The 19,582-nt window shown below is 53.5% G+C and carries 13 protein-coding genes; 2 read left to right on the plus strand and 11 right to left on the minus strand.

What is annotated here, in order from left to right:
• Positions 1–4 precede the first annotated feature (4 nt).
• On the plus strand, positions 5–1,153 hold the full coding sequence (galK, locus tag SD69_RS07265; RefSeq protein WP_041522681.1) for a galactokinase: 1,149 nt from the start codon (positions 5–7) through the stop codon (positions 1,151–1,153).
• Positions 1,154–1,253: 100 nt separating this feature from the next.
• Here galK and SD69_RS07270 read toward each other — a convergent pair whose 3' ends face one another.
• The gene (locus SD69_RS07270) at positions 1,254–2,366 is read right to left on the minus strand and encodes a glycoside hydrolase family 117 protein (protein ID WP_041522682.1); all 1,113 of its coding nucleotides are present in this window, start codon (positions 2,364–2,366) and stop codon (positions 1,254–1,256) included.
• 65 nt (positions 2,367–2,431) lie between these two features.
• Positions 2,432–3,361, minus strand: a complete 930-nt coding sequence (locus SD69_RS07275; protein ID WP_041522683.1) for a sugar kinase — start codon at positions 3,359–3,361, stop codon at positions 2,432–2,434.
• A 363-nt stretch (positions 3,362–3,724) separates the two neighbouring features.
• On the opposite strand from SD69_RS07275, the gene SD69_RS07280 reads away from it, so the two are divergent.
• Positions 3,725–4,783, plus strand: coding sequence for an aldose epimerase family protein (locus SD69_RS07280; protein ID WP_041522684.1), 1,059 nt, complete (start codon positions 3,725–3,727; stop codon positions 4,781–4,783).
• A gap of 26 nt (positions 4,784–4,809) precedes the next feature.
• Here SD69_RS07280 and SD69_RS07285 read toward each other — a convergent pair whose 3' ends face one another.
• From SD69_RS07285 to SD69_RS07325, 9 genes are all read right to left on the minus strand, one after another.
• Entirely contained in the window at positions 4,810–5,838 is a 1,029-nt protein-coding gene (locus SD69_RS07285; protein WP_041522685.1) for an SMP-30/gluconolactonase/LRE family protein, read from the minus strand.
• A complete protein-coding gene (locus tag SD69_RS07290) occupies positions 5,835–6,557 on the minus strand; it encodes a SapC family protein (RefSeq protein ID WP_041522686.1) in 723 nt (240 codons plus the stop codon). Before SD69_RS07290 ends, SD69_RS07285 begins: the two co-directional genes overlap by 4 nt.
• Before the next feature lie 48 nt (positions 6,558–6,605).
• Positions 6,606–8,159 (minus strand): tryptophan halogenase family protein, encoded by a 1,554-nt coding sequence (locus tag SD69_RS07295; protein WP_041522687.1) that lies wholly within the window; start codon positions 8,157–8,159, stop codon positions 6,606–6,608.
• A gap of 161 nt (positions 8,160–8,320) precedes the next feature.
• A complete protein-coding gene (locus SD69_RS07300) occupies positions 8,321–11,125 on the minus strand; it encodes a TonB-dependent receptor (RefSeq protein WP_041522688.1) in 2,805 nt (934 codons plus the stop codon).
• Between the two features lie 273 nt (positions 11,126–11,398).
• Positions 11,399–14,200: a TonB-dependent receptor gene (locus SD69_RS07305; protein WP_041522689.1), complete on the minus strand. Its 2,802-nt coding sequence runs from the start codon at positions 14,198–14,200 to the stop codon at positions 11,399–11,401.
• Positions 14,201–14,353: 153 nt separating this feature from the next.
• Entirely contained in the window at positions 14,354–16,642 is a 2,289-nt protein-coding gene (locus SD69_RS07310; protein WP_041522690.1) for a beta-galactosidase, read from the minus strand.
• Positions 16,639–17,295, minus strand: a complete 657-nt coding sequence (locus tag SD69_RS07315) for a bifunctional 4-hydroxy-2-oxoglutarate aldolase/2-dehydro-3-deoxy-phosphogluconate aldolase (protein WP_041522691.1) — start codon at positions 17,293–17,295, stop codon at positions 16,639–16,641. The genes SD69_RS07310 and SD69_RS07315 overlap by 4 nt, the downstream gene beginning before the upstream one ends.
• A 4-nt stretch (positions 17,296–17,299) precedes the next feature.
• On the minus strand, positions 17,300–18,304 hold the full coding sequence (locus SD69_RS07320; RefSeq protein WP_041522692.1) for a sugar kinase: 1,005 nt from the start codon (positions 18,302–18,304) through the stop codon (positions 17,300–17,302).
• Positions 18,301–19,572, minus strand: coding sequence for an MFS transporter (locus SD69_RS07325; RefSeq protein WP_041522693.1), 1,272 nt, complete (start codon positions 19,570–19,572; stop codon positions 18,301–18,303). Before SD69_RS07325 ends, SD69_RS07320 begins: the two co-directional genes overlap by 4 nt.
• Positions 19,573–19,582 lie beyond the last annotated feature (10 nt).

The following is a 19,582-nucleotide window of genomic DNA, read 5'->3' on the forward strand; positions in this document are numbered from 1 at the left end:
CATCATGCAGCAGAAAGTATCCGACCGTTTTGTCTCCATCTACAGTAAAAACGCCACCGGTGTTTATTTTGCGCCCGGGCGCGTGAACATTATCGGCGAACACACCGATTACAATGACGGCTTTGTGTTTCCCTGTGCGCTGGAGTTTGGTACTTATGTGGCCACCTCGGTACGCGACGATAATGTTATGCGCGTGTGTGCCGGTAACTTTTCGGACGAGTATAACCAGTGGACCTTAAACGCCGATGTTAAAACAGACGAGGCTTGCCTGTGGTCTAATTACTTGCGCGGTGTGTGCGCTATTTTGTTAGCTCAGGGCCACAAGTTGCAGGGCATGGACGTTTACATCGAGGGCAATGTGCCGCGCGGCGCCGGCCTTAGTTCGTCGGCGTCACTGTCGGTAGCGTTCGCCAAGGCCTTGAGTGAAATTAACGGATTAGGTCTGAGCGTGAGTGATATTGCGCGGGTGGCACAGTCGGCTGAGAACGATTTTGCCGGCTGCAGTTGCGGCATTATGGATCAGCTGGCCTCGGCCGGCGGCAAAGAAGGGCATGCGCTACTGCTCGACTGTCGCGATCTATCGTTTGATTTGGTGTCTATCCCCGAGGCGTTGGATATTTTGATTATCGACTCGCGGGTTGAGCGCAACCTGGTGGGCAGTGAATACAACGATCGCCGCGCCGATTGCGAGCGCGCGGCTCAGGCGTTGGGTGTGAGCATCTTGCGCGATGCCACCCTGGATATGTTAGAGCAAAAGCGCGAGCAACTGGACGAGCTTGCCTACCGCCGTGCGCGTCACGTGTTGACCGAAAACGATCGTACCCAACGCTGCGCCAGTGCCTTAAAAACCGACGATCTGCCCACGGTGTATCAAACCATGCGCGATTCGCATACCTCGATGCGCGACGACTTTGAGATTACCGTCCCCGAGATCGATTTTATTGTAGAGACCGTTGACGCTCAGCTGAATAACGACGGCGGTGTGCGTATGACCGGTGGCGGCTTTGGCGGCTGTGTAGTGGCCTTAGTGCCCAACGAGAAAGCGCAGGCGATCGAAGCCGACGTTAAAGCTAAATACGCCGAGAAGTTTGCCAAAGAGCCCAACGTCTATCACTGCAAAGCAAAAGACGGCGCACGGGTGCTGTACTCGTAAAACACCTGCGCCGCTAACCCGGTGCAGCCCGTAGCGTTAAAAAAGCCAGACACAAAAAAGCCAGCACGTGTGCTGGCTTTTTTGTGAGGTTAGCTTGGGCTTATACGCCCGAGCCACCGGTTTGCTGGAAGGTGCCGGACTCCAGCACCTGGCGCCGGGCCTTGTACTGACAAATGAAGTTCCAGTTCCAGCTGGCATCGTACTTATGGCACAGGCCCCACTCGATGCCGGCCATGGCGTCGTCGGAGCTTTCATAGCCGGGCTTGCGGTACATGCCCATGGCCTCGGGGGCGCCCTTGATGTGCGACATAATGTCAAAGTTGACGCCATCCTCGGCCCACTGACAAGTGTTTTTTTCCGGGCCGTCGGTGGTAAGGATGCACGCCATGCCGTTGTTGTAATGCCACACCGCCACTTCGTGACCACTGTTGGTCACCGGGTTTAACGGTGATTTTGTGTAAGGGCCTAAAATATTGTCGGCAATGGCGACGCCGTGCTTGATCTCGCGGCCGCCAAAGTTCATGCCTTCGCCCATGATTTCGCCTTTGTAATACAGGTAGAACTGGCCTTTAAAAAACATCAGGCAAGGGTCGTGTACTTTATGGCTGTCAAAGTCGCCGCGCTCTTTTACGTGAAAGCGGTTGTCTTCGTCGCCATCCCACACGCCGTTTGCGGCGGGGCTTAAAATGGGTGCGTCGGATTTGCTCCAGGGGCCGTAGGGTGAATCGCTGTGGGCGATAGCAATATGCTCTTTACTACGGTTTAGGTAGGGCGCCTGCACTACCTGGTATACCAGATAGTAACGGCCTCCGTGCTCCAGTACTTCGGGGGTAAAGCAGGCGCGGTCGTCGTAGCGGCCAGACTCGCCGGGTACTACCGCCGGGCCTTCTTCTGTCCAGTGGTAACCGTCTTTGGAGCTGGCGTGCCAGACTTCGGTTTTGTCCCAGGGGAAGACTTTATCGTCGGGGTTGTCACTGCCAAAACCGACCGTTTCACCTTCGCCTTTGGTGTAGTACACGTGCAGGGTATCGCCGACGTTAATCACGGCGCTGGGGTCGCGACGGATGACGCCTTCTTGATAGGCAAAGTCACCACCGAGCGGCTCGATATCAAACTCAAATACCCAGTCGGCGTTGGTGTTGTCGTAGCCTCGCTCGAGCGCGCGCAAACTGGCTTTACTTAATGGCTTTTGCTTAATGTGTTGATCTGACATGAGGTTGCTCTCGTGTTGCTATGCAGTAAGTACGGCGCCTTTGGTGCCGTGCTATTCAGTTACGGTTACGCTGTTTTAACCGGTTGTGGCTCGCAGGTGTTATCGTCGTTGGCAATAATAGCACCTGAATGGCCGATTACCTTTGCGGACATGCGACAGCCCGCGGCAAGTGCCGAGGTTATGTCAGAGCCGCCTATTCGGCTGGCAAGGTAAGCGGCGTTAAATGAGTCTCCGGCAGCCGTGGTATCAACAATGTGCTCGACGCTCGGGACGTGAAACTCACCTTGCTGAGCGCCGTCACGATAGACGATAGAATCGGCTCCGTTTTTAATAATAATTTCAGGTATGTCGTAAGCCGATAGTAACTCGCGAGCTTGTTGGGCGGTTTCGCAGCGAAATATCTGCTGTAGATCATCCATTCCCGGTAACGCAATTTGGCAGGCGGCAAATGCCCAGCGGTACTCGCCGAGATACTCGCTCTCGGACTGCCACAGCGCGGGGCGAAAATTTGCATCAAAAATTACGGTGGTGCCCAGCTTTTTAATATCGGATACCCAGCGCTTAAAGGTGAAGCGGCTTGCCGCGTCCAGTATAGCAAGGCTAATACCGCTAAAAAACAGATAGTCGGGAGTGGGGATGGTGTACAAATCGTTTAGCTTGATCGCATCGCGGGCAGCCGAGTCGCTGCGCCAGTACGTAAACTCGCGCTCGCCCGAAGCATCGTTTTGTACCATGTACAGGCCCAGATGCTTGCTGGGGTGGGTGGCCATGTGGCGGGTATCCACTCCTTCGCGCTCAAGCTCGACACGCAAGTGCTGGCTAAAGGTGTCACGGCCGATGGCCGAGAGCATTTTTACCTTTAGCTCGGGTGGTGCGAGACGGGCCAAATAGACTGCTACGCTAAAGACATCGCCGGCATACGCACGACGCATTAATGGGTCGCCTTTAGCGGTAAGCTCCAGCATGGACTCGCCAAAAATTAAAATATCACTCATAAGGACGACCCTGTAGCGACTGTGGTGAATGACTCAATGACGGAAAACGATACCGCCGTCTTTTTGGTTATTGTAAACAATAAACAGTTGACATGCGAGTCTTGGTGTTAGATTATATAGGCGTGCAAGTTGAGATTGATTGCGGGTGTCGCCGGTTTGGGCAAGCAGTATTGCCGGTGCATCGGATTATCTGAGCTGTCATCCTTATCTCCGGGTAGTTGTTCAACACAGGTTGTTGGACAAACGCTTATACATGGGCTCTACTCATTTTGGCCGCAACGCTTAGGAGTTGCGGCTTTTTTTTATCTAAGAATAAGCTAGCTATTTACACCGTTACTCGTCTGAAAGAGTTAGGGAAAGACTATGCAAATACCACAGGTAAAAACAGCCATTGCGGGGTATCTCAGCAGTGGTAAATGTGCTCGACGTTACACCTTGACCAACACTCAGGGTATGCAGGCGGTAGTGGTGGATTACGGCGCAACTTTATGGCAGCTTCTGGTTCCCGATGCTGAGGGCAATAGCGCTAATGTCGTGCTGGGTTATGATGAGATTGGCGATTACGAAAAAGGCAGTTCGTATTTGGGGGCGCTCGTTGGGCGCGTTGCCAACCGAATTAAGGCCGGCGAATTTAGCCTGGACGGAAAGCGCTATGTTCTGGCTAAGAAGGCTAACGATGTCAACCAGCTTCATGGTGGGCGGGTTGGTTTTGACAAACACCTTTGGCAAGGGGAGGTGCTAGCCGATGAAAGCTGCGCGGCAGTCGCTTTTAGCTTGGTTCGCCCTGATGGTGATGAGGGCTATCCGGGGGAGTTGTCGGTCCGGGTTGTGTATCGATTGACTGAGGCCAACGAATTAATTGTTTCCTATGAGGCAACCACGACCGCTGCCACAGTGGTTAACCTGACTCAGCATAGTTATTTTAATTTGACGGGTAATGCCTCGGTACCTGTCTATGATCATCGCTTGCGTATTGTCGCCGATGGTTACACACCTACCGATAACACGGGGATTCCCTCAGGCGAGATCGCGCCGGTACAGGGTAGCGCACTGGATTTTCGTACGGCTAAAACCATCGGCCAAGCGCTGCACAGTGGCGATCCGGTGTTGGCCGATACTCAGGGGCTAGATCACAATTTTTGCGTGTCGGGTAATATTGGCGAGGTTATCGCTGAGGTGAGCGAGCCGTTAAGTGGTCGCACAATGCAAGTAAAATCGACGTATCCCGGTATGCAGTTGTATAGCGGTAACTTTCTTGCCGACGATGCGTGCAATAGCCGTAAACCATTGGCGAATCACAGCGGTTTTTGTTTGGAGTGCCAGTATTATCCGGACGCTCCTAACCGCCCGGAGTTTGATTCTATTACGCTGCGCCCGGGCGAGGTCTACCGCGAAGCCACAAGCTACCAGTTTTTTTGGTAGCTTGTAAGCTCGTTCGGTGGCGGGCATTAATGAGCGAGAGGTAAGCCCAGCAGTGTGTCGTGCGCGGTAATATACAAATAGTCTTCTTCAGTGTTGAGGGCGCAGTTGGCTGTTAAGCGCCCCGTGTGTATTTTGGCCAGTAATTCACCGGCCGGGCTAAACAACCAAACACCGCCTGGGGCGGTGGCGTAGATCGCGCCGCTTGAGTGAACGGCCATACCATCCGGAACACCTTTATCATCGGCTGTGCTCGCATTGCGGGCATCAAACCAAACGCGTTTATTGATGGCCTCGCCTCGGGAGGTTAGGTCATACGCCAGCCATATGGGTTGCTCGGCGTCCGACACGGCCACATAAAGCGTGTTGTTATCCGGTGATAGCGCGATACCGTTGGGCGCCTTTACGCTGTCATCCAGTAGCGTTAGTTCGCCGTTGTGAGTCAAACGAAATACACCGCTAAAATTCAGTTCCCGGCGCGAGTCATCAAAGCCGCCGGCCAGTCCGTAAGGTGGGTCGGTAAAATACAGGTTGCCGCTTTCGTCCAGCGTTGCATCATTGGGGCTGTTGAGGCGCGATCCATTATACGAACCGGTCAATGTATGATAGTGGGCCTTTGGGGTGTCGAGTGGTGCCTGCATGCGAGCCACCCGCCGGTCGCCCTGTTGCAGTAAAATAAGTTGTCCCTCGTTATCCAATAGCAGTCCATTGGAGCCGCCGTTGTCGTCTCCGCTGAGCAGCCCGGTGGCGCCGGCCTTGTCGAGGTAGCGGCTAACGCCCTGGCCTGGCGAATATTTAAATATCACGTTGTTGGGAATGTCGGAAAACAGTAAATAACCCCCATCCTCGACCCACAACGGACCTTCCGTCCAGGCGTAGCCCGCCCCGAGTGTTATTAGCTGAGCCCTCGGGTCGATGTAATCGAGTGCTTTGGGCGAGAGTATTTCAATGTGTGTGTGCGCTGCCGCTTCGGTTGTTTTGCCCGGCGGGTTGGTGCAACTGGCTAACGCTAAGACTAACAAGACGCTGAGTACAGCCGCGACGTCGTTTTTGTTCATGAGAGGCGGGCCTTCTTCTGTTGAATAAGTTTATTTATATTGCCTATGGCCGCCAGCATTAAGTGGCACGCCTGTAAGTAACCGCGCTGGTGAAATGTTGCTAAAGTTTCACCTTCAAGATCGGCCAGCGCTTGCTCGTTAATGGTGTAAAGGCCGTCGTACTTTTTCTGTTCGCCATTATCAAGTGTGATGCTGATTTGCGCCGCCTCGATAAGGTGGTTATCGCTTAGCGCATGGATAAACTCTGTCGTTGCCTGAGCACCGTTGATGAGGGTGGTGAGCAAACCCTGCATTTTCTTAAAGAATTCGGTAGGCGTGCCATCGCTGTTGTAAATGGCTTCGCCGAGGCTACTATCGCGCGTCACTCTGGGGCTGTTTAGATCGATCATGGCAACCCGGCGGGGCGGCTCGTTATCGTTGTGTTGGCTCGCCACTAAAAAAGGTTGCCGCCGCACGTGTAGAGGAATGTAACTGGCATTCCAGTGTTCGCCGCTTAGGTACAGGTTTTCGCCGCGGCCAAAGCCCAGCAGTGCATACAGGCCAAACTGGCCGGTTTGCTCATCTTTGGTAAAGCAAACCGGGTAGTCGATGCATAAGCTTCTTAGCTCTTCAGCGATCACGGGCACTAAATGTACCGCCTCGCCATACTGCGCGCCGCGCTGGGTGATAACACGCAGGTCGCGGTGGGCCTCAGCGTCTAAAACCGTTGGTTGAGACATGTTGCATTCCTTCTATTGCAATTATTGATAAGTAGGGCTCTACCAGCTTTACACCGGAGCCAAACCGTACTGATAAATTTTATTGAGCAGCTCGCGGTTGCTGGGTAGCGCGGTGGTGAGCTGCTTAGTCGCTTGTGTGTTGTGCATAAATTCCGCTTCGGCCCTTTTTTGCAGGGCTGTCGATAAACCTCGCGTGGTGACGTCGGTGGCAAAGCCCATACCGTACAAAATATATTGATAGCTCGCGGCGGGAAATACCTCGGTAGCGTGATCGAAGTCGCTGTCCCAGGGCGCCTGATAGCGCCACAGCTCAAGCAGCTCTTGTAGGCTTGTGGGGATGGTGTCAGGGCGACGATTATCAATCCAAAAGTCGCTGTCATCGCGTTTACTGAGTAAATAGTGCAGCTTTAGAAACTCAATAATCCGCTCCCAGCGGTAGCTAAAAGTTTTGTTAAAACGCCGGGCGACAATATCCATAACGGCCCGGTCACCCGGCAGCTGGCTGGCAATCATATCCGCGGATATTTCTACCAAAACCAAAGCAGACGCCTCGAGTGGCTCTAAGAAACCGGCCGAAAGCCCTACGGCGACACAGTTGTTTTGCCAAAATTTAGTGCGGTGCCCGGGCTCGATAGGGATTTCGCGCACCGTGAGCTCATCGAGCGTGTGGCCGCTTTGCTTGGCATATTCGGCGAGGCGCTGGTAGGCCTGATCGGTGCTGGTATGAGCACTGGAAAACACGTGCCCCACACCGCGGCGGCTGCTTAGGCCGATGTCCCAAATCCAACCGGCTTCTTGAGCCGTTGATAGCGTATGGGAGGTAATAGGGCTGTTGGTCGAGGGGTAGGGTAGGTGCACGGCCAAGGCGCGGTCGATAAAGAGCGTGCCTTTGCACGATTTAAAGGGCACCTGGTAGTGCTCGCCGAGTAGTAATGATTTAAAACCACTGCAATCGATAAATAAATCGCCGGCAATATCACCGGCGCTGTCGCTGCTAAGCGACGCAATGTCGCCCTCGGGTGTACTGTTTACGCCGGTTACGTTGGCGCTGATGTGGCGTACGCCCAGCTGGCTGGTACAGTGTTTTTTTAAAAACTCAGAGAAAGCGCCGGCATCCAGGTGATAGGCGTAGTTAGCGATTCCGGCGTATTCGGCGGTGGTGATTTGTTTGGGGGCCAAACCTTCCAGGCACAGGGCGTCTTGCGGGCAAACGGCCGCAGAGAAGGGCGTGTCGGCGTGACCGGCCAGCCAGTGAGGTGCCAGGTTAATGTCGTTAAAGCTGCGCGGCAACATCAAGGGGTGAAAGTAGCTATCGTCGGCGGCCCCGGTGGTCCATTGGTTAAATTGCGCGCCCTGCTTAAACGAGACGTGGCATTCGCGGATAAAATCTGTTTCGCGTATGCCCATTTTGCGCAGCGTGCCGCGCATGGTGGGCCAGGTGCCTTCGCCCACTCCAACAATAGGGACATTGGGTGACTCGATTAGGGTAATGCTCGGTGGTGTTTGGTAGTCTTTCTGTACCCGCGCCGCAATAACCCCTGCGCACAACCAGCCTGCTGTACCGCCTCCTAAAATAACAATCGACGTTACAGGTTTATTCATGAGTTTTGCCTTGAGTAATAATGTTGTTATGCATACAACATACGATTATTTTTATGATTATGCGAGCCGATTTGACGTAAATGTAATGAGCTAAATAAAAAGAGGCCGGCGCTTGCGCGACGGCCTCCTGCGTCAATATAACTCGACACTAAGTGAGCACGTTAGAAGCTGGCGCGAACACCCATGGTATAGCGCGAACCAAACTGCTCGGCGCTCAACAGCTGCTCGGCATAGCGACCGTGTTGACGACTGGTCTCTTCAGTGATATTTAAGCCTTCAACAAAAACACTAACGTTGTCGGTAATATCGTAGCTGGCGTTTAGGTCCCACTGGCCATACGCTTCGGTAAAGGTGGGCTCATTGCCGTTCTGAGGCTGACTGGTGCTCAACAAAAAGTCGTCGCGCCAGTTGTAGGCCAGACGAATCTGGAAGCCGTGATTTTCGTAAAAACCAATTAAGTTGGCCGAGTCACTTAAGCCAGATAGTGCCAGAGTTTGGTCAAACGAGGTGATGTCATACTCGGCATCACTGTCAACGATGGTGGCGTTGGCGATGGCACCAAAACCGCTACCGCCAAACATATGTTGCACGTTGAATTCCCAGCCATCAACTTCGGTATTGTCTAGGTTGCCAGAGGTTCCCACGTCCCAGGTGATAATAGGGTCGCCAGCTTGCGATTGACAAGCCTGATTGGATGCGTCTGGGCAGCCAGGACGAGCGTTGGCACTTGGGTCACGCAGTGGGTCGCCGTTTACGTCATAAATTTCACGTTTTTCAATGGTCGAGCCCAAGAAGTTATCAACGTATTTTTTAAAGTAGCCAGCCGAGGCATAGCTACCTTCAGCGTAGTACCACTCCACCGAGAAGTCTAAGTTGTTAGACTCGTAAGGCAGCAGATTAGGGTTGCCCTGGGATGCTTGGAATGGACCGCCAGGGCGTGCGGTGTTGATGTTGGTCGACGGGAACAACGCTGAAATTTCCGGCCGTGCCAAGGTTGTGCTGTAAGAGGCGCGAGCTACCCAGTCTTCGGCCAGTTCAACTTTAACGTCTAAATTAGGTAAAAAGCGTGTGTAGCCACCTTCCAGTGATTGCTCTGCCGGGGTGTTGTCAAACACCGGGCGCAACTCATCGTCACCCACAAAGCTCATGGCTAAAATACCGTTTTGTAGAGAGGTACCTGTGGTGTCGGTGTCTTCGTATCGAAGGCCGGCATTAATGTCGACAGGAAGACTGTTAAAGTCCGTGGAGAAATCAAATGATACATAAGCTGCAACGGTTTCTTCTTCGACCCTGTTGACGGTGGCAGGGTCGACACTGAACAGGCCTTGATCGTCAATGATGCCAATAAACTCAGCCGCACTGTAATCCGCTAAATACGGGAACAATCCTTCGGGTCCGTCTAGCTGGTCACCAAAATCACCCAGTGGGTTAAAGGTTAAGTCGAGTCCGCTGATGTCAGCATTTAGGCCAAATACGGCGGTAAAGGTGCGATACGCATCGACATTGTACTCGGTGCTTTCTAAACCAAAGCGGATGGTGCGCAATGCCCCGCTATCGGCATTGTCCCATTGTCCATCAATTTTGTACTGTTTGATGTTGTTTTCAACTTCATATCCGCGCTTTTGATATAGGTCAGTGACGATATTTTCTTTATCAAACGCACCGTAACCGGTCTGATTTTGCAGTGCCGAATCATCATAGATAATTGTGGGCAGATCGGTACCGTTGATGTCGGCCCCAATATCCACCAAGCCAATGGCGCCATTGCCTAAGTCGAAGCGAGGGTTTTTCAGGTTGGCAATGGTTTCTGACTGTTCGCCATCGGGTTGTGAGTGCGACGTGGAGTCGTGAGCATCAAACGTCAGGGTTAAGGTGTCGGTGACATCCCACGCCACGTTCAAGCCGAGCGACTCGTTTTCGGTTAGGAAGTGGTAATCCCACGCCCAAAAGTTTAGCTCGTCATTGGGATTGCGAATTTGCGTTGAGGTACCATTGGCATCGGTCACGCTTTGCGGACTGTCAAACCAGTAGCTGGTACGGTTCATGTCAATGTTTTCTTCGTAGTTAGATACTACATAATCCAAGCTGGCGGTGACGCTGTCGATCGGAGCGAATTGTAAAACAACTTGTGCGTTTTCACGAGTTCGCTGGTGGTTAGAAACATCAACGTCAAATGTGTAGGGTGTCCAAAACGAGCCTGTAGGGTTTTGCTCTAAATCAATGGCACTGGTGTCGGCCGAACCATAGTTGCGGTTCCAAGCATCGGTGCCTACACGCTGGCTTTGGCTATCACGTTCTGAGTAAGAGCCAGACACCAACAGGCCAAACATATCGTCGGCAAACGTGGTGCTGATCATCGCGGATACTTCGGGTGTTACGTCATCACCTTCTTCGTTACTGAGATCCATCATACCTTTTACCGAGCCTGCGGCGGTAAAACCGTCGTAGTCAAATGGGCGAGCGGTTTTGATGTTGATGGTGGCACCAATACCGCCCGAGGTGACATTGGCACGGCCAGACTTGTATACCTCGACGCCGGATACGCTTTCGGCGGCAATTTCTTTGAAATTGAAGCTGCGGTTTACGCCTTCGGAGTCTAATGCCGTTGAATTTGGCATTTGGCGACCGTTCATGGTGACCATGTTGAACGCCGGGCCAAAGCCGCGCACGCTAACTTGGTTGCCCTCATTATTAGAGCGATCAATCGACACACCGGTCACACGCTGTAGCGACTCGGCCAGGTTGGTGTCGGGGAATTTGCCAATGTCTTCAGCAGAAATTGCCTCTACCACGCCACTGGCATCGCGCTTGATGTCCATAGCATCGGTCAGAGATCCGCGGATGCCGGTGACAACCACTTCTTCGAGCATTTCTGAGTCGTTGCTTTGAGCGGATACATTGAGGCTTGAGGCGGCCAGTATCGCCGCCGACAAGGCACTTAGGTTGAATCGCGTGAGTTTAGCCATTAGAGCTCTCCCTTGGTTTAGGTGATTATTGTATTGGTGTTGCAAAACACGCCAGTTGCGACTGTCGTGCTCCCGCGCCCCTGCTCGCGCCAACGAGCGCTCATGCCGGGATATGCGGGTTCACAGCTTTGGTTATGATCTAGCCCTACAAACAACATGTCAACATAATATTGTTAACAATCTGTAATTTTTAGGTAATTTTTATGTCTTTCTCGTGGCAGGGGCAGGGGCAGGGGCAGGGCAGTGGTTACTGCCCTGCGGGTGGGAGTGACGTTAGAACTTGGTACGTACGCCAAGGGTGTAGCGTGAACCATACTGCTCGGCGTCGACTAGCTGCTCGCTGTAGCGGCCGTGGCGCCTAACGGTGGCCTCGCCCACGTTAAGCCCTTCGATGAATACCGAGATGGTTTCATTGATGTCATAACTGGCGTTAATGTCAATCTGACCATATTCTTCGGTGAAGGTGGGCTCGGTGCCGCTTTGATGTTGGCCGGTGCTGAGCAAGAACTCATCGCGCCAGTTGTAAGCGACACGCAGCTGCAGGCCGTTTTTCTCGTAAAAGCCGATCAGGTTAGCCGAGTCACTCAGGCCGGGCAGTACGATGCTCTGGTTGTAGGAGTTGACGTCGTACTCTGCATCACTGTCTACCATCGTGGCGTTGGCAATTACGCCAAAGCCGCTGTCGCCAAACATGTGCTGCAGGTTTAACTCGATGCCGTCTACCGAGGTGCTATCGGCGTTGGTGGGGATGATGGCGGCCCAACTGATTACGGGGTCTTGTGGTTGTGACAAGCAGGCTAGGTTAGTGGTGTCGGGGCAGCCAGGGCGTGGATTGATGCTGGGATCGCGCAGCGGCTCGCCATTTACATCGTTAATCTCTGTAGGTATTTGGTAAGCGGTGAGAAAGTTATCCACTTTTTTGTCAAAGTAACCGGCTGAGACATAGCTACCCGGGGCGTAATACCACTCCAACGAGAAATCGATATTCTGCGCTTCGTAGGGCGACAGTTGCGTGTTGCCCTGTGTGGCGTAATACGGGCCACCGGGGCGTGCGCCGGTAATGTTAACCGACGGGAACAGGCCAGACAGATCTGCCCGGGCCAGCGCTTCGCTGTAGGATACCCGCGCCACCCAGTCGGATGATAAATCGATTTTTACGTCCAGGTTGGGCAGGGTGTGTGAGTAGCTGTGCTCTTGGTTGTAGGTGCTAGTGACATCGCTGTATACGGGGGTTAGAGAGCCCGTATTGGTGTACTGCATAGCGTTGATGCCAGCTTGAGTGGCGCTGCCAGTTACGGTGGTGTCTTCATAGCGTAGGCCGGCATTGATGGTCACTGGCAGGCGCATTAAGAAGGTGTCGATATTCAAGGCAACATAGGCGGCAAAGGTGTCTTCTTCTATGTGGCTGTGCTGAGCGGGCGATTGCACCAGCTGGCCTTGCTCGGCGATAAGCCCTAGCAGCTCGTCGGCACTGTAGTCGACCAACTCGGGAAAGAGGTTTTCCGGCCCGTCGAGCTGATCGCCAAAATCGCCGAGGGGGTAGAAGTTTACCGCAAGGTCACTGATGTCTACCTGTAAGCCGTTGTTAACGTCGGCCGTGTGGTAGGAGTTGACGTCGTAAACGGTGTTTTCTACGCCCACCTCGATACTGCGTAAGCCGTTTTCAACATCGGTACTCCAAATACCGGCTAGCTGGAACTGCTCGATATTGTTGTCGACTTCGTAGCCGCGCTGCTGGTAAAGGCCGGCGGATACATTGCTTTTATCAAACGCTCCGGCGCCGGTTTGGCTAATCAGGGCCGAGTCATCGTAGATAAGGGTGGGCAACGCGGTACCGTTTAGGTCGGCGCCAATGTCCACCAGGCCAACGGGGGGCACGGCGTACCAATCGATGGGCGTGTTCAGGCTGGTCAGCGTTTCTGCGGGTTGCCCGTCTGGCTGCGAGTGTGACGTCGAGTCGTGCGCATCAAATATAAGCGTTAGTGAATCGCTAACGTCCCATTCGATGTTTAAGCCCAGAGACTCGTTTTCAGTACGAAAGTGGTAATCCCAGGCCCAGAAGTTCAGTTGGTCGCCCGGGTTGCGAATCTCGGTGGCGGTGCCGTTGCTGTCGGCAACACTTTGAGGGTTATCAAACCAAAAGCTGGTGCGGTTCATATCGATGTCTTCTTCATAGTTAGACATCACATAATCCAGCGCCGCCGTGAGCGAGTCGGTAGGAGCAAACTGTAAAACGACCTGGCCGTTCTCTCGGGTGCGGTAATGGTTGGCGACTTCTACCTCAAAGGTATTGGGCGCCCAGTAGTAGCGCGCGGGGTTTTGCTCGGTGTTAATCGCACTGGTATCGGCAGAGCCTAACCCTTGAATCCAGCCCTGGCTGCCTACCCGTTGACTCTGGCTGTCGCGCTCAGAGTAAGAACCCGCCACCAGCAGGCCGAACATATCGTCAAAGAAGGTGGTGCTGATCATGCCCGAGGCTTCCGGGGTGATGTCATCGCCTTCTTCGTTGCTGCTGTCCATCATGCCCTTTACGCTGGCCGCGGCGGTAAAACCGTCGTAATCAAATGGACGAGCGGTTTGGATGTCGATGGTGGCACCGATACCGCCAGAGGGCAGTTCGGCACGGCTAGACTTGTAAACCTCGACACCCGACACACTCTCGGCGGCGATTTCTTTAAAGTTAAAGCTGCGGTTTACACCTTCTGAGTTAAGTGCCGCCGAGGTGGGCATTTGCCGGCCATTAAGGGTCACCAAGTTAAACGTGGGGCCAAAACCGCGCACGGTAATTTCATTGCCCTCGTTGTTTGAACGGTCGATGGATACACCGGTTAAGCGCTGCATCGATTCGGCTAAGTTGGTGTCCGGAAACTTGCCAATATCTTCGGCAGAAATTGCCTCGACAACACCGTTGGCGTCGCGTTTGATGTCCATCGAGTCCGTTAGCGCGCTGCGGATACCCACAACGACTACTTCGTCTAACAGGGCCATATCGTCTTGTGCCCAACTGGTGGTTGCTGTCAGTGACATAAGTGCGGCTGACAGTGCCGTTAATTTAAAGCGTACAGGTGTAGCCATCTACAGCTCTCCTCTTAAGTGCTGATAAGGGGTTCTTAGTAAGAAGTAAGGTTTACTAGAAATGTATTTTTGTTATGGGGGAGGATTTAGCCGCCCGGCGGTATTGTATACAATTAACTGAAAATTGTAATCAATCGGGCGGCTGAGAGATGGCTATTTAAAACGACGAGTGTAGAGAGTTTTATTAACGCGCTGGGCTGCTTTTACCAGCGGGCTGTAAGGTACATCCGCAACCGATACAAAGCCGACGTTATAGTTTTCACCGTCGTAGGCGCGGCCGGTAATGGGAGAGTCGAGATACTGGAACCAGTGCGTACCCACAAGGTAGGGGTTTTCCACCGCGCTGATGACATAGTCGACGTACATTTCCCCTCGGTCGGCTTGGGATTGCGAATGAATCAAACCCGGGTTAAACACGCCGGAGTCGGTGGCGCCATTGTGAAACTCGCCAATAATCGAGGGTTTATCCAGCTCGGCTAAAAAACCAAAAAAGGGCTCGTTAATGCCTTCTTTGTAATAGTTGTAGCTCACCACATCGGCGTGCTTGGCGGCGGCGCGGCGTATCTCGGGCGTCATGCCCCAGTCGGCAAAGCGCGCACCCATATAAAGGTAATCGGGCATGTGCTGCTCAAGAGTATCGTGTACCACTTTAAAGTACTTTTCGGCGTACAGTTGTAGCAACTCGGAAAAATCGGTCAGCTGTGCGTCTGTATACTCGGTGGTGGTGATGCCGTCACTGACGCTTTGCCAGTTGGCCAAGTCTGTGGCCCACGCTTGGTTCAGGGCCGCTACCGTGCCGTAACGCTGCTTTAGCCAGCGGCTAAAGGCGGCTTTGGTGGGGCTATCGGTATCGCGTCGGGTTAGTGTGTTGAGCACAATGCCGTATTGGGATTCGACCGAACCCATGGCCCCCCAGCTTTTTTCATTGTCGATAAACACACCCACACACCAGGGGTTGTTGTTCACCTCTTGCGCGACGTGCTTAACGGTCGCCTCGGCCCGCTCGGCAAAGAAGGGGTCAAATGGGTCGGGTAGGGGGCTCCAGTAATCATTCCCGCTAGAGACGGTTTTAAAGTCACCGATAATCCAGCCGTTGGCAAAGTAGGGAATGCGGTCCATCTGGTAAAACGCCGGATCAATCCAGTTGCCAAACGACGTAAAGCCCCATTGCAGCATGCGGTCGACGGTTACGTTGCGCCAGGTTTCCATGTAGTCGGGGGCGGCGTCGGTTTTGTATTTTCGCTCTAGGTTGGCGCGGTAAAAACTGTAGGTTTCGCCGCGCTCTACCGGGCCCGAATGTACCGAGCGACGATAGCCATAGTGTTGCCCCAGCGGCTCTTCGTAGCCGGGCAGCCAGGTAAACATATCGGCGCGTACTGGCGACACAACGTGCCTGGTAGGCAGCGCGTTGTCGCTGACGCGGTTTAAGCCTTTGGAATCCTCCGGGGTTAAATCATTGCTGCTGCGCTCATCCACCAGGGTGTGATCAAAATCGTAGCCGGTTAGCGTGCTGGTGTTAGACATGCGCACATTGGCAATGCCGTTGGAGAAAAACAAGTAGCCGTCCGGGTCGACCAGGCTCCATTTGCCTTTGTGTTTGGTGGTGCGAAAGTGCCCGGTGGCTTCAAGCTTTGGCCCCTCTAACCAGCCGCCAAAGCGCGAGCGATCGGTCGGCGCGCCCTGAGACAATTGCGCCGCCTCGGCTTTTGCCTGGCGGCGCATCTGCTCGGTGGATTCTACTTTGTAGGGTGTGTCGATTTTGTCGTTTTGGCCGAACTCATCCAACAGGCCGGTTAAGTAGTCGGCGTCGAGAGATTTAGGGGCCACGAGTCTGACGTTGTCGATGTTAACGGATTTATCTTGCAGCAAACCGCGCACGGTAAACGAAATGCTGGTGACGTTATCCACATCAATGATTTTGTCGCTATGGCGCCAAATCATTGGCTCGGCGTCGGTGACCCACTCCTTCGGGTTGGCGCGCAGGCCTGTATCGGTGGTTAAGTCGGCGCCGCGTAGCTCCATATAGTAGGTGTTGCGCGAGTTTGCTGGTACCGCAAAGCTGCGGTTGTGTTGTTTGCCGTCACCGTCCTTGGTTTTGGCGTAAAAGTGTATCGACTCATCGGATGGGTTCTCGATATCCATGGCAAACCCAAACGCCGGATACTGACCCCACTGCCACGGAGTAGTCGGTGAAAATTCGATGCTGGCCTCGTGGTGCTGCTGAGATAAAAAAGTCACCTTAAGCTGCCGGCCATCGGGGCCGGCAATTAGGTTTGTCTGGGCGTTTTCGCTAAGCAAAGACGCCGGAGCGCTGCTTTGTTCAAAGTCGTACAGTGAGTAGAGTGTGGTGAGAGAGTCGTCGCCTGGGGGTTGCGTCGCCTGTTGCGAGCAAGCACTCAGCAGCATAAAGCTGATAATGGCGGGAAGCGTTTTTATTGTCATGGTGTCACCTCAAAAGTCGGGTAATTTTTTAAATCCGCCACAATACGAGCGGCTTTTTGCGTGAGTGCCTCGGCGTCGGCTGGGCTGCTAACCGGAGCGGCCAATCGCCCGCCTACGCCCACACCGCAGGCGCCGGCCTCCATCCATTGACGCGCGTTGTGTTCATCGACACCACCAACGGGAAAAAACGGCGTGCCTATAAACGGCCCGCGTGCCAACGATGTTAGGTACCCAGGGCCCAGCTCGCCTGACGGAAACAGCTTGACGATGTCAGCACCGGCGGCGGTGGCCTGTACTACATCCGTGGGGGTCATGGCGCCCATCACGGCAGGGACATCGAGTTGATGAGCACGCTTGACCAATTGGCGACAAGTGTTGGGGGTGACTAAAAACTGTGCGCCCGCGGCTACGGCCTCATCGGCTAATGCCACGGAGGTAATGGTGCCGGCGCCAATGAGTAGCTCTGGGTGCTTTTTTCGCAGCTGTGAAATTTTTTGGGCGTAACCTGGGGTGTTGCTGGTGATCTCTACAGCTTTAACGCCCCCACCAAGCAGGGCGGCGACGATGGCGTCGGCGTCTTCTGGCTTAGTAAGGCGGATGATCACCACTAATTTTTCGCGTAATAAAATCGATAACGCTTGCTCTCGGTTCATGGGCTTACCTGTCAATATAGCCGGAGGTGTGGCCTGCGGCTATCGCTTCAATTTGTTCGGGCGACGATAAGTGTGGGTCGCCGTAAATCGTGTGCGATAGCGCGAACGCCGCTGTGGCGAAATTTACAGCCTTTTGTCTCGGCCATGCGTGAATAATGCCGTGTAGGCAAGCTGCGGCGAATGCATCGCCGGTGCCTAAGCGATCGAGAATGTTGACCTTAATGGCCTGGCTCTGGTAGGTGTGTTGCCGGTCAGCAATCACGGCACTTAATGTATTTTCACTGGCGTTGTGATGGGTGCGGCACGTTGTGGCCGCCAGCACCCCATAGGTATCCGATAAATCCCGCGCCGCTTGCATGGCGGCCTGCTCTGGGCTTAGCCCGTCATAGTGTTGGTCAAATACGTCGCCCATAACGCCTGCGTTACCAAAAACGATGTCGGCGCCGTTTAATAGCTCGACAAACACTTCTTTCGCGAGGTCTGTGCTATCCCAAAGACTGCGCCGAAAGTTCATGTCAAAGCTGACTTTAACCCCCATTTTTTGAGCGGCTTTGGCGGCGTTGAGGGTTATATCAATACAGGCATTAGACAGTGCTGGCGTGATGCCACTTAGGTGCAAATACTCAATATCTTGCAGTAAGGCATGCCAATTAAACTCATCGACACGGGCCTGACTTATGGCCGAATAGCGACGATCGTAAATAACCCGAGAGGGACGAACCGAGTGACCCAACTCAATAAAGTAGGCGCCGATTCGCTCACCGCCTTTAAGTACCCGGCTACAATCGACGCCGTGACGATAGAGGCTTGATGCAGCGCTTTCACCGAGGGTATTGTCGGGAAACTTGGATAAAAACCTGACGTCATTGCCAAGCCTGCTCAAACCAATAGCGACGTTGCCTTCGGCTCCGGCAAACTCCATTTTTAAGTTGTCGGTGTTGTGCAGGGTTTGCCCGGGCAGCATGGGCGTTAGCCGCAGCATTAATTCACCAAAACAGGCGATCGTCATTGTTTTTTCTCCGGTTCGGGTAGCTGGATGGTCTCTACTTTTCCCACCAAAAACAGGTAAGAGCACAGGCCGATCACTGCCAGGGCTCCAATAAGAACTAACGCTGGGCGAAAATCGCCGCCCTCGGTTAAGTAGCCAATGGCAATGGGTACGCTTACTGCGGATAAGCCGCCAATAAAGTTAAAGCAGCCGCCCACCAGGCCCACCATGTGTTTTGGTGCGAGCAACGAGACGAACACCCAATTAATGGAGGCCAGGCCGTTGCCAAAAAAAGTCACCGACAAGCAGACCGTGACCCAAAAGGTGCTGCTGACATAGTTGGCCGCAATAACTGTGCTGGATAACAAAAGGCCGAGAATAATGGGGGTTTTACGGGCCACCTCGTTAGAGACGCCACGGCGCACTAAAAAGTCTGAGAAAAAGCCCGATAGCAATACACCGCAGAATGCCGCTAAAAAAGGTACCGAGGCTAAAAAGCCGCTGTTTAAACTGGTGAGGCCGCGCTCTTGCTCAAGGTAAGTGGGAAACCAGGTGAGAAAGAAAATCAAGGTGCCGCCCAGACAAAATTGACCGATGTAAACGCCCCAAAGCTTGCGGCTGGAAAACGCAATGCCGAGGTTGCGCCAGCTCACTTGCGCCTGCTGTACCTCAGGTGTTTCTATCTCGTTCGCATCGGTTTTGTTGTCGTTCGGGTCGCGATACAGCCAGTACCAAATGCCTGCCCAGGCGATACCTATTAGCCCCGAGATGATAAACAGGCCGCGCCAGGTAAAGTACTCCTGAATAATCGCCAGCACCGGCATTAAAAAAGCCAGACCAATAAATTGCCCCGAGGTATAAATAGCAATGGCGCTGGCGCGCTCTTCGGCGGGAAACCACTGCGTGACAATTTTATTGTTGGCCGGGTACGAGGGTGCCTCGAACACGCCAATCGCCATGCGACAGCCCACCATGGCCGCAAGCGAGCTGACTAAGCCCTGAATTAAGGTGGCGAGCGACCATGCCACTAAAATAAAAGGGTAGAGTATGCGCACCTTTACAACATCCACCACCATGCCACCGGGGATTTGCATGATGGAGTAGGTCCAGGCAAAGGCTGAAAATAAAATACCAATTTGCACTCGGGATAATTCCAGATCATCGCCGATGGCGCTGGCAGCTACCGAAATATTGGTGCGATCCATATAGTTGATCACCACGCTGATAAAAATCAGCGACAAAACGGATGCCTTGGCTCGCAGGCGTGTCGGGGTAACAGATTTGCTCATTATTGTTCTC

It is taken from the genome of Gilvimarinus agarilyticus (assembly GCF_000832015.1).
Lineage (GTDB): Bacteria > Pseudomonadota > Gammaproteobacteria > Pseudomonadales > Cellvibrionaceae > Gilvimarinus > Gilvimarinus agarilyticus.